The organism is Clostridioides sp. ES-S-0010-02 (assembly GCA_020641055.1).
Lineage (GTDB): Bacteria > Bacillota > Clostridia > Peptostreptococcales > Peptostreptococcaceae > Clostridioides.
In genome coordinates, this window is sequence record CP067345.1 from 2925755 (window position 1) to 2940727 (window position 14973).

12 protein-coding genes are annotated in these 14973 nt (G+C 27.6%); 7 read left to right on the forward strand and 5 right to left on the reverse strand.

Going from position 1 to position 14973, the window contains the following annotated elements; all coding sequences use genetic code 11:
• The 3 genes from JJC01_13665 (at position 1) to JJC01_13675 (ending at position 4258) form a co-directional block, all read left to right on the forward strand.
• Positions 1-1449 (forward strand): PLP-dependent aminotransferase family protein, encoded by a 1449-nt coding sequence (locus tag JJC01_13665; GenBank protein ID UDN57212.1) that lies wholly within the window; start codon positions 1-3, stop codon positions 1447-1449.
• Positions 1450-1530: 81 nt separating this feature from the next.
• On the forward strand, positions 1531-2313 hold the full coding sequence (locus JJC01_13670) for a M15 family metallopeptidase (GenBank protein ID UDN57213.1): 783 nt from the start codon (positions 1531-1533) through the stop codon (positions 2311-2313).
• A 25-nt stretch (positions 2314-2338) separates the two neighbouring features.
• On the forward strand, positions 2339-4258 hold the full coding sequence (locus JJC01_13675; GenBank protein ID UDN57214.1) for an ABC-F family ATP-binding cassette domain-containing protein: 1920 nt from the start codon (positions 2339-2341) through the stop codon (positions 4256-4258).
• 146 nt (positions 4259-4404) lie between these two features.
• Here JJC01_13675 and JJC01_13680 read toward each other — a convergent pair whose 3' ends face one another.
• The 3 genes from JJC01_13680 to JJC01_13690 form a co-directional block, all read right to left on the reverse strand.
• Positions 4405-4758 carry a PqqD family protein gene (locus JJC01_13680; GenBank protein ID UDN57215.1) on the reverse strand — a complete coding sequence of 118 codons (354 nt, stop codon included), beginning with the start codon at positions 4756-4758 and terminating at the stop codon, positions 4405-4407.
• Entirely contained in the window at positions 4745-6673 is a 1929-nt protein-coding gene (locus JJC01_13685) for an oligopeptide transporter, OPT family (GenBank protein UDN57216.1), read from the reverse strand. The genes JJC01_13680 and JJC01_13685 overlap by 14 nt, the downstream gene beginning before the upstream one ends.
• Before the next feature lie 410 nt (positions 6674-7083).
• Positions 7084-9273, reverse strand: coding sequence for an amino acid adenylation domain-containing protein (locus JJC01_13690; GenBank protein UDN57217.1), 2190 nt, complete (start codon positions 9271-9273; stop codon positions 7084-7086).
• Positions 9274-9609: 336 nt separating this feature from the next.
• On the opposite strand from JJC01_13690, the gene JJC01_13695 reads away from it, so the two are divergent.
• Together JJC01_13695 and JJC01_13700 are read left to right on the forward strand one after the other, a co-directional pair.
• Positions 9610-10341: a glycerophosphodiester phosphodiesterase gene (locus JJC01_13695; GenBank protein UDN57218.1), complete on the forward strand. Its 732-nt coding sequence runs from the start codon at positions 9610-9612 to the stop codon at positions 10339-10341.
• A 79-nt stretch (positions 10342-10420) separates the two neighbouring features.
• A complete protein-coding gene (locus tag JJC01_13700; GenBank protein UDN57219.1) occupies positions 10421-11059 on the forward strand; it encodes a cysteine hydrolase in 639 nt (212 codons plus the stop codon).
• Positions 11060-11281: 222 nt separating this feature from the next.
• Here the strand turns inward: JJC01_13700 and JJC01_13705 are convergent, their stop codons facing one another.
• Positions 11282-11875 carry a DUF3867 domain-containing protein gene (locus JJC01_13705; protein UDN57220.1) on the reverse strand — a complete coding sequence of 198 codons (594 nt, stop codon included), beginning with the start codon at positions 11873-11875 and terminating at the stop codon, positions 11282-11284.
• A gap of 70 nt (positions 11876-11945) precedes the next feature.
• The gene (locus tag JJC01_13710) at positions 11946-12809 is read right to left on the reverse strand and encodes an LD-carboxypeptidase (GenBank protein ID UDN57221.1); all 864 of its coding nucleotides are present in this window, start codon (positions 12807-12809) and stop codon (positions 11946-11948) included.
• 173 nt (positions 12810-12982) lie between these two features.
• Between JJC01_13710 and JJC01_13715 the strand changes: the two genes are divergently transcribed.
• Together JJC01_13715 and JJC01_13720 are read left to right on the forward strand one after the other, a co-directional pair.
• Entirely contained in the window at positions 12983-14152 is a 1170-nt protein-coding gene (locus JJC01_13715) for an amidohydrolase (protein ID UDN57222.1), read from the forward strand.
• Between the two features lie 97 nt (positions 14153-14249).
• Positions 14250-14726, forward strand: coding sequence for an SAM-dependent methyltransferase (locus JJC01_13720; protein ID UDN57223.1), 477 nt, complete (start codon positions 14250-14252; stop codon positions 14724-14726).
• The last annotated feature ends 247 nt before the right edge of the window (positions 14727-14973 follow it).

Genomic DNA, 14973 nt, shown 5'->3' on the forward strand with positions numbered 1-14973 from the left:
TTGATATTTTCAAATCTAAGATTAAATGATAGTGAACCAATTTATATACAAATTAAAAATTATATAAGTGATATGATATCAAAAGGATTAATTCCAGACAATAGTAAGCTCCCTTCTACAAGGGAGCTTAGTCAGCTTTTACAAGTTAGTAGAAATTCCATAGTCTTAACTTATGAAGAACTAAAATCAGAGGGCTTAATCTACTCTGTTTCAGGAAAAGGTACATTTGTTAATTCAAAAAATAAATCTTCAAACACTACATGGTCTTTAAATTGGGATTGTTTAGAGAATACATACTCTAAAAAAGCTAATGAATTAGATATTATAAAAAGCGAAATACCTTGGAGCTCTAACCTAATATCATTTAAAAGTATATCTCCTGATGGAGATTTATTTGATATGGAGGAATTAAAAAAATCTTTTTTAAATAGAATCTCATTAGAAGGTCACAAACTACTTAACTATGGATATGCACAAGGTTATAAACCTCTTATTGACTATTTGCTTGAATATATGACAAATAAGGGCGTTGATATTAATAACAAAGATATATTAATTACAAATGGATTTACAGAAGGCTTTGATATTATTATGTCCTCTTTCACTCAAGAAGGAGACTATATAATTTGTGAAAATCCTACTCACAACACAGCTATAAAAATTATGAAGTCACACAATCTCAATATTTTAGGTGTGGATATATCTGAAAATGGTTTAGATTTCAATATGCTCGAAAATCGTTTAATTGAGTACAAAAATAAAATAAAATTTGCATATATTACACCTTCTTATCACAACCCAACAGGGATTGTAATGACCCCTGAAAATAGATATAGATTCTATAATCTTATGAAAAAATACAATATAGCAATTATAGAAGATGGATTTAATGAAGAATTACTCTACAATAGTTCTCATATATTTCCCCTCTGCTCTCTTGATAATATGAATAATGGTGTTGTATATATTGGTAGCTTTTCAAAAATTTTATTTCCTGGAATAAGAATTGGATGGATTTTTGCAGATAAAAAAGTTATAGATAAGTTAGAAAGTGTAAAAAGGTGCAGAAATATACATGTATCTTTTTTAGACCAAGGTATTTTATTTGATTATTTAAGTAATGGAGGATTTGAAAAATACGTAAAAAAAATACGTAAATTCTATGGGGATAAATTTAACTTCGCCTATGAATGTGTAAAAAAATATATGCAAACGGAATATATCTTAGGTGATGGTGGTTTGCATATATTTATCAAACTTAAGAATATAGATACTAGAAAGCTATTAGAAAAATGTTACAAAAAAAATGTTATCTTCATGCCTGGAGATTTATTTTTTACAAATGGCTTTGGTTCTGACACTTTAAGACTTGGATTTTCGAGACTCTCTTTTGAAGATATTGAAACTGGTATAAAAATAATAGCAGAAACTATAGATGAAATGTCCTAGGTTAACTAAATATTGTTAGCCTAGTTTATTTTTATGAGGTATAATATATATAGTTTATATGAATCTAACATGGGGGATAATATGAGTAAAAAGTCAAAACGAAAGAAGATTAATAAATTAAAGCTAACAATTGTAATAACTGTATTATTTCTTGCCTTACTATCTATATATGAGATATTTTTCTCTAAATCCAACAAAGAAGATAATATAAAAAGTCAAGAAACTATGCAAGATAAAAACAATACAACAGAGGATTCTAAAAATAATCAAAACTCTACTAAAAAACAGGAAGATAACAACATTAAGCCCACTTTTTCATATTCTTCAATACCAGATAAGATAAAAAACAAAATGATTGGTAAATCTATGCCTTCTGATGAACCTATAGGATTTGATAGTTTATCTTACTTGCAACTTACCTACTACGGATTTGATGAAAAAACTCATCAAGGTGAGATGATAGTAAATAGTGAACTAGCTTCAGAAGTTGTCGATATTTTTAAAGAGTTATATGAAAAAAAATATCCAATTGAAAAAATTAAATTAATAGATGATTATGATGCTGTAGATGAAAAATCTATGTCTGATAATAATACATCTGCATTTTGTTATAGAACTGTAGCTGGTACAAATACTGTCTCAAATCATGGTAAAGGACGTGCTATAGATATAAATCCATTACAAAACCCACATGTTTCTGGAGACAATGTTAGCCCTAAGGTAAGCACTGTTTATGCAGATAGGTCTGCTTTAAAATTTGGAATGATAAAAAAGGGTGATGATTGTTATAATGCTTTTGTAAGCAGAGGTTGGAGTTGGGGTGGATATTGGAAAAACCCAGACTACCAACATTTTGAAAAATAATAGATTAGAAATAAAGGTGAATTATATGAATTTAATGACATTGGAAAATATAAGTAAAAGCTATTCTGAAAAAAAATTACTTGAAAATATATCTCTTGGTATCAATGATGGAGAAAAAATAGGACTTATTGGTGTAAATGGTACTGGTAAATCTACTTTACTTAAAATTATTGCAGGAACTGAAGAAAGTGAAACTGGCAATATAACAAAGGCTAATGGTATTAGAGTAGAATATCTTCCTCAAAACCCAACTTATGATGAAAATTCAACTGTTCTAGAACAAGTATTTAATGGAACTTCAGAAGAATTAAAACTCCTTGGTAAATACCAAGAAACTTTAGAAAAACTTAATTCTAACTTTACAGATGAACTAAATAAAAAATTATTATCCATGCATGAGAAGATAGATGCTTTAAACCTTTGGGATTTAGAAAGCGAAGCCAAATCTGTACTTACAAAGCTTGGTATAAATGATTTCAATCAAAAAATAATAGAACTTTCTGGTGGTCAAAGAAAAAGAGTTTCTCTAGCCTCAGCTCTTATTACTCCTTGTGAGCTTTTAATACTAGATGAACCAACAAACCATCTAGATAATGATACCATCGATTGGCTTGAAGAATACCTAAATTCAAGAAAAGGTTCATTGCTTATGATAACTCATGATAGATATTTTTTAGACCGTGTTACAAATAGAATAATTGAATTAGATAAAGGTAGATTATTTAGCTATGATGGTAATTATTCAATATTTTTAGAAAAGAAAATGGAAAGACTTGCATTAGAATCAAGTATTGAGGATAAACGACAAAATTTAATTAGAACAGAACTTGCATGGGTTAGACGTGGAGCTCAAGCTCGTAGCACAAAACAAAAATCTCGTCTACAAAGATTTGATGAACTTGTAAATAGAGACTCTTTCAAACCTGATGAAAATATTGATATATCGGTTGCCTCAAGTAGGCTTGGAAATAAAATAATAGAAATACACAATATATCTAAATCTTTTGAAGAAGTTACAGTTATAGATAATTTAGAATATACTTTAGCACGTACAGATAGAATTGGCATAATAGGTAAAAATGGTATGGGTAAATCAACTCTAATAAACATAATAAATGGGAAATTAGCCCCTGATAGTGGATATATCTCAATTGGAGAAACTGTAAAAATAGGTTGCTTTTCTCAAGATGATTCTCATATGAACATTGACATAAGGGCTATAGACTATGTAAAAGAAGCTAGTGATTATATAGAAACTTCTGATGGTACTAGGATTACAGCTTCTCAAATGTGTGAAAGATTCCTTTTTAATGGTACCATGCAGTATACTTTGATAGGCAAACTATCTGGTGGTGAGAGAAGAAGACTACACCTTCTTAGAATTCTTATGACAGCTCCTAATGTACTTCTTTTGGATGAGCCTACAAACGACTTAGATATAGAAACACTAAAAATATTAGAAGAATATCTTGATGAATTTAAAGGTGTAGTAATTACAGTATCACATGATAGATATTTCCTAGATAGAATCTGTAATAAAATATTTGCATATGAAGGAAATGGAAAAATTCATATTTATACAGGTAATTATAGTGACTATCTTATTTATAGAGAGATTCAAGGAATTGAATTTGAAGAATCTAAAAAAGAATCACTTAAAAATGATGATTCAACTGCTCCAAAAAAAGAAAAACCTAAAAATGATAAAAAACTTAAATTCTCATACAATGAGCAAAGAGAGTTTGAAAATATTGATTCTGACATAGAAAAACTTGAATCTAAAATTGCAAAACTTGATGAAAGTACTTCAAAATTTGCAACTGATTTTACTAAACTTCAAGAAATTTTAGATGAAAAATCAAAATTGGAAAAAGAACTTGAGTACAAATATGAAAGATGGGAATATCTAAATAATTTAGCTGACGAAATAGCTAATAATAAATAATATTAAAACATCTAAGTTTAATAACCTTTACTTTAAGTTTATAAGTTATAAATATTTAAAAGAGCTATATGTCTTTAAAAACATATAGCTCTTTTTTAACTATCTTCTAATTTTTATATTCTGATATATCCTATAATAATTCTTTATTATAAGTCTATATCCATTCTTTCAACATAGTGACAATTGACATCAATATGATTTAAAAAAACCAATAACCTTTCATAAAGTGGATAAGATTCTTCTCCATATTTGGATTCTAAGTTTTCACCTATTTCCCTAACAGTCTTTTGACCATCAATTTGTAAAAATACAAAACTAGAATATTCATCTAGCTCTATTTTTTTATATTTAGGTATTCTAGCTTTTAACTTTCTAAAAAACTTTTGAATCTTATGGTCCTGTTTTTCAAGTATAGTTACAATACCATTTTCATCTACTTCATATTCAAGTCCATCAGTAATTTTAAATACAATATCTAAAACATCATTACTCTTGCTCATTATTTTTTACTTTAGATAAAATGATAGGTAATGTTGTAAGTACAACTAAAACTATTAATAAAGCAATTGCCATTGAATTTGTAGCAGCAAAACCACTTGGTACTTTTGGAGTTATAACTCCAGTTACTTGTAATATTATACCTATTAAACCAATGATAGATCCACCTGCAACAAGACCAGAAGATAAACTTATACCATTAGAAACTTTAGCTTCTTTTTCTTTTTCAGATTTAGATACTAGTTCAACAAATAAACGAATTAATGCTCCAACTAATATTATAGAAGTTGTTGCTATTGGTAAATAGAATCCTATAGCTATAGTCATTATTGGTAAGTTTAATGCATATAACACAATTGCCATAAATACTCCAACAATAATCATAACCCAAGGTAAACTACCTGACATAATACCAGAAGTTAATGTTGACATTAAGTTTGCTTGTGGTAATGCAAATTGTACATTATCACCAGTAGCTTTAAGTTGGTCAGAAAGTAATAAGATTACTCCTACAACAACTATAACACCAACTATACTTGCAACTGTGAAGTAACGTTGCATTTCATTTTTGCTACCACCAATGATGTAAGTTACTTTTTGAGATTGAGTATATCCTCCAGCTATAGCAATAGCAACAACTATAAATGACCCAAATAAAAGTAATGATTTATTAGCTTCTAAATCAGTCCATCCCATTATAACAAATACTAATGTTACAATAACTAAAGAAGCTATAGTCATACCAGAAACTGGAAGATTTGATGTTCCTATTGTTCCTGTTAAACGTCCAGCTACTATGACGAATAATAAAGATAATAAAAGAGATATGATAGCTCCAATAATTGCCATAGCAATATTACCAGAAATCAAGAACGCTGCTAAGAACCCAACTACTACTCCACCTAATAAAAGTATCATTTGTATAGATGAACCTTCTTCTGCATCTCCAGTACTTGATTTAGCTTTAAGTGTTTCTTTTATAGAAGCGATTATAGTTGGGATAAGTTTTATTGCACCAATAATACCTCCACAAAGCATCATACCAGCACCTATATATTTTACATAACTACTAGATATAGCTCCAACATCCATTTGGTTAAGAGGCATTGCAGGATTATTCCATACCATAGCTCCATCTTTAGCCATATCAGTAAAGTAACCTATTAAAGGTGCAATACCAAAGTTTGATAAGATACTTCCTGCAAACATTGTTAAAGAAACTTCAAGCCCTACTATAAACCCAATTCCTAAAAGTAGAGGGTTTACTTCAATATCAAATTTCCATTTGTAAAATTTACTTCCTACAAGACTCATTACATTGTTTGCTACATTTAAGAATGAACCAGTTAATACAGTGATAAATCCACTTATTACAAATCCAATTCCCATGTATTTAATTGAGTCTCCACCAGCCTCTGAAGCAACAAGTGTTTCAGATATAGCCATTGATTCTGGGTACATAAGTTTACCATGTTCTTCAATTATTAAATAATTGTGAACTATTGCTGCAACTCCTATACCAAATAAAACACCACCAACTCCAACAGCTAAGCCTTCTAAAAATGTGATTTGGCTTCCAATTAAGATAACTGCTGGTAATACGAAAATGAATCCACTTGCAACAGATTCCCCACCACTTGACATACCTTGGATTAAGTTCTTACCAAGAATACCCTTTTGGCGAGCAAATGCTCCAACAAAAGCAGAACCTATTATAGCTCCTGGAATACCTGCTGCAACTGTAAGACCAGCTTTCATTCCAGAATAAGTTGTAGATGCGGCAAAAATGGCAGCTAAAATGATACCGATAATCAATACAGCTACATTTCCACCGGTTCTGGACTTATCTGTGATGTATGGAACGTAATCTTTTCCACTAACCTCACCATAAGCTCCCTTAGGTAATTTTTTGTTCATAAAATTTTCACCCCTTTTCAGTTTGTATATATTATAACATATATACATATAAAACTTAACTTTTTATTATTTTACAAATAGCGAGTAAAAACTACTAAAATTTAATCCCATATTATTAATTTCTATTTTTAGATATTTTTATGCTAATTTTCTTTTTATTTTTCGATTATACTAAAAAGGATTAAGATAAAAAATAAAAAATTTTTTTATATTAAAATTAAATTTGTTATAAAAACACTTTAAAACACGGAAAAGTATAAAAAATACAATAATCATCCTTATAAACAGATTTTCACCACAGTAAAAATGTACAGAAAATTCTTTCTTTTATGTCAATTGATTCATTCTTGAAAATAGGTGTCATAAAGAAACTTCTATAGTTCCTTTATAACACCTGTCATAATACAAAATCACTCTGGCAATGCCCTTTTATTTACTTTTCCAATTGGTGTAACTGGTATTTTATCTATCCTCATTATTATTGTTGGAATCATGTATGGAGGTAAATGCTCATTTAAATATTCTCTAACTGTTATGTCATTTATTTTTTCACTATCCTCATCATCAATCACATAATATGCACATATATACATATCTCCATCCTCATTTGTTCTTGAGATACAAACAACACTTTTAATTTCTGTAATATTGTTTATTATGTTTTCAATCTCATACAGCTCTATTCTAAATTCATCAATTTTTACTTGATTATCCATCCTACCAATATAATCCAAATTTCCATCATCTAGCCATCTTACCAAATCACCAGTTCTATACATTAATTTATTATGTTCACAAGTTTTGTAAGGATTTTCTACAAATACTTGCTCTGTTAAACCTTTTTTATTTAAATAGCCTCTTGATATTTGGATTCCTGATAGACAGAGTTCTCCTGGAACTCCAATTGGGCATAGTTTATTTTTTTTATCTAATACATATGCATAAGTATTAAAGATTGGCTTACCTATTGGTATTTTCCCATACTCTTTATCCACATGAAAAGAAGTTGATACAACAGTAAATTCTGTTGGTCCATACTCATTATATAACTCATAGTTACGTTTTCTATATCCTTTTAATCTTTCTCCTCCTGTCTGCACAACCCTAAGTGAACTGTTGTTACAGTTTTGTATAAATAATCTTGCAAACGCTGTTGGTAATGCTAATATGGTTATATCATTTTCCTCACAATACTCATTTACTGTATATTCATCAAATTTTGCTTCTTCTGGCATAATGTTTATTGAAGCACCCATCAATAGATATGGAAATAGTTGTTTCATTACAGCATCAAAACTAAAACTTAAATATATCCCACATATATCATTTTCTGTAGCACTTATAGCTTCTATACTATAATAACACATATTTACTAAACTCTTATGCTCTATAGCTATAGTCTTTGGTCTACCAGTTGACCCTGATGTAGATATTGTATATGCACAGTTTGATGGTGTTATTTTTTCAGTTAAGTCATATCTAATTTTAAATATATCTTCATCATTTATATCAATTACTATTGTGTTTTCATTTATAACCTTACATCTAAGTTCGTCTGTAGTTATTACTACTTTTGCATTACTATCTTCAAGAAGGTAATTTAATCTTTCTTCTGGATTACTTGTGTCTATCGGGAAGAATGCTCCTCCTGATTTCATAATTCCTATGGCTGTAACAATTATATTAATGTCTCTTGGCAACATTACAGCTACTATATCTTCACTTTTTACCCCTATATAATTTAAATAACCTGCAAGTCTATCAGTTAACTCATCAAGTTCTCTATATGTCAAATTTCTATTTTCATCTCTGGCAGCTACATTATTAGGTGTTCTCTCAACTTGTTCCCTAAATAAATTAATATAACTTCTGTTATATGGTATCTCACATTGATTATCATTAAAATCTTTCAATAATATTTTTTCTTCTTTCTTACATACAAATTCTAAATCTTCTATTAAAATATTGTTATTCCTTATTATCTGCTCTATTATATAATCAAATTGATTTAATATCCTTCTAATAGTTTCTCTTTTGTATATAGATGGCTTATATTTTATTTTTATTTTTAATGCCCTTTTAGTATAAACTATTACAGATAAATCATATCCTTTTTTTTCTATGTCATAGTCATATGATAAATCAAAACTTTTAGCTACAAATATTGTATTTATAAGTTTAGTATTCAGATGATTTTTATTCTCTATATCTGATAATAAATAGTATCCATATTCTAAAGACCTACTCCATTGCCTTTTTAAATTTTTTACAACATCTATAAACTTTTCGCTTTGTCGAACCTTAACTCTTATAGGAATTATATTTATTGTTTTTCCAAAAACTACATCATCTTCATATGTATACTTTTGTAATATAAGTCCATAGATAGTTTCTATAATAGAACTTATGCTTATATTATTCATTTTAGAATATTGAATTAGTTTCTCATGTTTTTCAATATCAATCTTAAAAATTTCATCTACAACTTCATCAGAACAATCTTTATAAAAAAAATCATTTGGAATTTTTGCTAGATTGGTATAATCATCTAACAAATCCATCCAATAATTCATAGCTCGTTCTAAATTAACTTCATACATATCAAAATTCCCCCTTACTACTAAATCTATAGAAAAAATTCTTTTGGAATTTCATTTTTTTAAATACAGAAATATATTAATAATATATATGCAAGCTCTAAACACATGAGCTTGCATAAACTTATACTTATATATTATGACTATTAAATTCGTAATATTTATAATGTTTAAAATATATTATAACACAGATATGATTTTATTTTCTTACATTTATATAATATATAAATTATAAATTGTTATTTAATTAATGTATAATTATATTGTTTAGAATATGATATATTATATTAATTAAAATTTTATAAGAATAAGTTATATTTATTGAAAGGAGCTTTACAAATGAACATTTATGCTCACAGAGGTTTTAGTGGAAAATATCCAGAAAACACTATTCTCGCTTTTAAAAAATGCTTAGATATGGATATATACGGAATAGAACTTGATGTTCACAAGACTAAAGATGGAAAAATTGTAGTTATTCATGATGAAACGGTTGATAGAACTTTTAATGGACATGGTTTTGTAAAAGACCTTACTTTAAGAAAACTAAAAACATTGAACTCATCCTTTGAGGGTTACCAAAACAATAAAGAATGTAAAATTCCAACTTTAGAAGAAGTCTTAATCTTAATTTCGCCTACAGACCTTATCTTAAATATAGAACTAAAAACTGACAAAGTAAATTACACTAATATAGAAAAAGATGTTTTGAAACTTATTTTAAAGTATAATATGAAAAACAGAGTTCTTATATCTAGTTTTAATAGTAATAGCTTAAAAAATTTTCATAAGTTAGAACCCAGTATAAAAACAGCTTTATTATGCTACTTACCTATAAATAATGTAGTTGAATTTGCTAAATTTCTAGGAAATAGCTATCTTCACCCTCCTTTAATTTTAGTAAATGAATCTCTAGTTGAACTTTGTCACAAAAATTTACTAGGTGTCAATGTGTATACTGTAAATGAAGAAGAAGATATGCTACATTGCCTATCTCTTAATGTAGATGGTATTTTTACTAACTATCCAGATATAGCTTTAAACCTTTTACAATCAAAGCAATATAGCTAGTTATATAGTAGTTTATACTCCTTGACTTTTATATGATTAATATGTACAATTTTATTAAATTTAGCTTGGAGGTATACTTATGGATAACTTATTAAATGAACTTGAAGCTTTAAAAAGTAATTTGGATAATTTACCAATAGAAAAAATAGAAAATTACGATTTGAGTAAAACAGTTTTATTTATAATTGATGTCAATAATGGTTTTGCAAAACAAGGTGCCTTATACTCTCCCAGAGTAGAATCTTTGATAAAACCAATTGAAATTTTCGCAAAAAAAATATCAAATAAACTAAATAAAGTAATTGCATTTACTGATTGTCATACACCTAAATCTATAGAACTTTTAAGTTATCCTGTTCACTGTTTAGAAAGTGATGTGGAAAGTGAACTAGTTGACGAACTTAAGTCTATAAAAAATCTACAAGTTTTCCCTAAAAACTCTACTAATGGATTTTTCGCACTAGAAAATTTAGACTTTGATGGGATAGACAATATAATTATAGTTGGTGATTGCACAGATATATGTATATATCAATTTGCAATAACTCTAAAATCTTATTTTAATCAATATAATATCGAAAAAAATATAGTTGTTCCTATGAATTTAGTAGACACTTATGACATTCCTAATGTTCATCCTGCAGAGATTTTAAACCTAGTATTTTTTAATAGTATGCTTCAAAATGGAATTAAGGTATTAAAGGAAATTAGCTTATAATAAATACTTTATAGATTTATATAGGGATACAACTTTGATAATAAGATTGTTCTATACAAATATTACTTAATACAATTAATTTAACATAACTAAAGTATATAAATATAGAAATCGCAATTTAAATATTCTTCTATACATCTTCTGTAGGAGAAATTAAATTGCGATTTCTATTTTTTACATAATACTAATCAACTATACCGCTTCAATAGTTAAATTTACTTTTTAATAATCGTATTTATTTGTAGTTTCACACATAACTACTTTTATCTTTTTATTAAACATATTCTTATATTCTAATAAAAACTCATTTAATTCTGAGTCCATAAGATTTATTTTTTTGTCACTACAAAGCATTATTTTTTCTTGATCTATTATTACATTAATATCATTTAAATCATTTTTTATGAATGTTGTTATACAACTCTTAGGTTGAATTTTTTCACCATATTTCTCATAAAATCCTGCACTCTTTTTAAACGATTCTAAATCTTCTGTAGATACTTTGCTGGAAGTATTATTACTCATAAAACCTGCTGTAGAAGGGTCGATTCCAAAGTTTCTAAGTTGTTTTTCTACTTCTTCAGTGTCCATACCATATCTTTCCATGAACTGTTTTTGTATTTTCATAAACTTTTCTTGAGATATGTCATTATCTTTCATATAATCAAATATTTTTCTTGAAAATTCAGCCATCGACATCTTTCCATCCATAACAGAAAAATATAAGTTATATATGTATTGCTCAAATTTATCTACATCAGAATCTTTAACTTTGTTTTTTAATTCGTTAAAGTCAATTATTCTATCATCAGACATTTTTTATCCTCCTAGCTAAATTTTTACTTGTATAAGATTATACCATACTTCTAATATATTTATATATACACTATTTTTTTAATTTAACCATTTTTTCTGTTGCATCTAATTCACACATTCTTCCTAAAGGAATAGTTATCATTGGTATACAGTGCCCAGATTGTAGATTATATATAGCTGGCTTATTAACCTTCTGCGCAAATTCCTCCAATAGTTCTATTAAATCTTCTTCTTTGATACAGTCTTTAAAATCTCCAAAAATTATACCATTACATTCATCCAGTTTTCCTGAAGAATACAATTGAGTTAACATCCTGTCTAATTTATATTGACATTCTCCAATTTCTTCAATGAATAAAATTTTATCCTTTGCATCTATTTCATATTTAGTTCCTATTGTAGAAATTATTAGAGATAAGTTTCCTCCCATTATTATTCCCTCTGCTTTGCCTTCACATACAGTATAAATCTTTTCTTCTTTTGGATTTTCTAAGTATAACTCATCTTTAAATTCTAAAGCATCTACTAGAGATTTATAAGTAAATTCATCCCATTTAGCTACATTCGCTGCCATTATTCCATGATATGGTAAAAGACCACAATTTTTATAAAAAGCTAGATTTAAACCTGTTATATCAGAAAAACCTATAAATGGTTTAGGATTTTGTTTTATTATTTCGTAATTTATTTTATCTAGTATTCTTGTTGTTCCATAACCTCCTCTTAAACACATAATTATATCTACTTCTTCATCTAAGAACATCTCTTCTATATCTCTTACTCTAATATCATCATTCCCAGCTAAATAACCTTTATAATTTAGTCCACAACTTTCAGAAAATTTAACTTTATAACCATACTTCTCCAAATTAAATTTTATTTCTCCTAGACTTATATTTCTCAATGGTCCAGAAGGCGCAATTACTCCTAACATCTAAACACCTCTTCTTCTAAAATGATATATTCTAATTTATGCTAAACATCTCTACTATAATTATAAGACATTTTATTTATACTTGATACAGAATAATGTTTTATATAGAATAATATAATTATAATAATGAAGAAAAATAAATTTTTAATTTTAATATAGTTAGGATGTGTTTTATGATTAATATTAAAGCTCTTTGCCATGATATAAATGATTGGGTTATAGATATTAGAAGAGATTTACACAAAACTCCAGAACTTGGCTTAGAAGAATTTCAAACTAAGAAAAAAATTATTAAATATTTAGATGAAATAGGTATAAGTTACATTGAATATGAAAATCACACAGGAGTAACTGCATATATAAATGTAAATCCAAACTTTGAGACAATTGCTATAAGAGCTGATATAGATGCTTTACCTATAACAGAAAAACTCAATCTTCCTTATAAATCCATTAATTTAGGTAAAATGCATGCATGTGGCCATGATGCACATACTGCTATTTTACTTGGCACTTGTAATATACTATTTAAATTAAAGGATTATTTAAATGTAAATGTAAAGTTTTTTTTCCAACCTGCTGAAGAAACTATTGGTGGCGCTAAACTTATGATAGAAGATGGATGTATGAAAAATCCAGATGTAAATTATATATTTGGTCTTCATGTAAATCCCAATATTGATAAAAGTTTAATTGAACTAAAATACAATACTTTAAATGCATCAACAGATACACTTTGTATAACTGTATATGGCTCAAAATGCCATGGAGCTTATCCTCATCAAGGTGTTGATGCTATAGTTATCTCTGCTCATATCATAACTGCTTTGCAGACAATTGTCAGTCGAAATACAAACCCCACTGATTCTGTAGTTATTTCTTTAGGAAAAATTGAAGGCGGAATTAAAGAAAATATAGTTTGCGATAAAGTTGTTATAAAAGGAACCTTAAGGACTTTAACGCAGGAAACCAGAGATTTTTCAAAAAAACGAATTAGAGAAGTTTGTGATTTTACTTGCAAAACATTTGGTGGAAATATTGATGTTGAAATTGAAGAAGGTTATCCTTCCCTTATAAATTCAAATTCTCTTGTAGATTATGTTAAACAAAATGCAGTAGAATTATTTGGAAAAGAAAATATTTTGATTAAAGATACACCTACTCTTGGTGCTGAAGATTTTTCATATTTTTTGGAATATTGTGAAGGTGTTTTTTATCACCTTGGTTGTGCAAATCAGGGAAAAAATATTAATTCTCCTCTTCATACAGATACCTTTGATATTGATGAAGATTGTCTTATTACTGGTGTTATGCTTCATTCAAAAAATGTATTATCCTTTTAATTATATGCTTCTATCTCCTTTTTATATTGACTCTCACATGGTGTTAGGGTTTACTCTAAAATTACAAATAACAAACCAAATAATTGGAGGTAATATTATGAAACAAATTTTAGTAAACCCTATAGGAAAAATACGTGTTCAAGGTGAAGAAATTTCTATCAAATTGGATAAAAAGTATATACCTGCATTAAAAGCACTTGATGAATTTAGTCATTTAAATGTAATCTGGTGGTTTGATGGATTTGATGATGTTGAAGCAAGAAGTATCTTAGAAACTCCAAAGCCTTATAAAAAAGCACCTGATGTTATGGGAATATTTGCGACAAGGTCACCTATTAGACCTAACCCAATAGCATTAACTACTGTACAAATTATTAGCATCGACCATGAGCATGGTATAATAAGAATTCCATATATCGATGCTAATGATAATAGCCCTGTTATCGACTTAAAACCATATACTCCAAGTATTGATAGAGTTGAAAATCCCTCAGTCCCTGAATGGTGTAGTCATTGGCCTAAATGTGTAGAAAAATCAGGGGAATTTGATTGGGAAAATGAATTTGAATTTTAATTTATTTTAGATAGAGTATTAAATTAAAGGTAGAGTATTAAATTAAAAAATTCTAATTTAATACTCTACCTTATTATATTTTAATTCTATAAAATATTCGTTGTATTTCATTTTCTTGAATTATATAATTGATTTTATCCACTTTCATATTGGCAAATTATCTTGTATACTTAATATAAATAATTATAAAGGAGAATACTCATGACAATATTTAGTCTACAAACAGCAAATTTATTTGGATGGATAG

What these genes read in the sequence shown, in the direction of transcription:
- JJC01_13675 (UDN57214.1), top strand. Translation starts at nt 2,339, where the DNA reads ATGAATTTAATGACATTGGAAAATATAAGTAAAAGCTATTCTGAAAAA.
- JJC01_13720 (UDN57223.1), top strand. Translation starts at nt 14,250, where the DNA reads ATGAAACAAATTTTAGTAAACCCTATAGGAAAAATACGTGTTCAAGGT.
- JJC01_13685 (UDN57216.1), bottom strand. Translation starts at nt 6,673, where the DNA reads ATGAACAAAAAATTACCTAAGGGAGCTTATGGTGAGGTTAGTGGAAAA.
- JJC01_13705 (UDN57220.1), bottom strand. Translation starts at nt 11,875, where the DNA reads ATGTCTGATGATAGAATAATTGACTTTAACGAATTAAAAAACAAAGTT.
- JJC01_13715 (UDN57222.1), top strand. Translation starts at nt 12,983, where the DNA reads ATGATTAATATTAAAGCTCTTTGCCATGATATAAATGATTGGGTTATA.
- JJC01_13710 (UDN57221.1), bottom strand. Translation starts at nt 12,809, where the DNA reads ATGTTAGGAGTAATTGCGCCTTCTGGACCATTGAGAAATATAAGTCTA.
- JJC01_13690 (UDN57217.1), bottom strand. Translation starts at nt 9,273, where the DNA reads ATGTATGAAGTTAATTTAGAACGAGCTATGAATTATTGGATGGATTTG.
- JJC01_13695 (UDN57218.1), top strand. Translation starts at nt 9,610, where the DNA reads ATGAACATTTATGCTCACAGAGGTTTTAGTGGAAAATATCCAGAAAAC.
- JJC01_13670 (UDN57213.1), top strand. Translation starts at nt 1,531, where the DNA reads ATGAGTAAAAAGTCAAAACGAAAGAAGATTAATAAATTAAAGCTAACA.
- JJC01_13700 (UDN57219.1), top strand. Translation starts at nt 10,421, where the DNA reads ATGGATAACTTATTAAATGAACTTGAAGCTTTAAAAAGTAATTTGGAT.
- JJC01_13680 (UDN57215.1), bottom strand. Translation starts at nt 4,758, where the DNA reads ATGAGCAAGAGTAATGATGTTTTAGATATTGTATTTAAAATTACTGAT.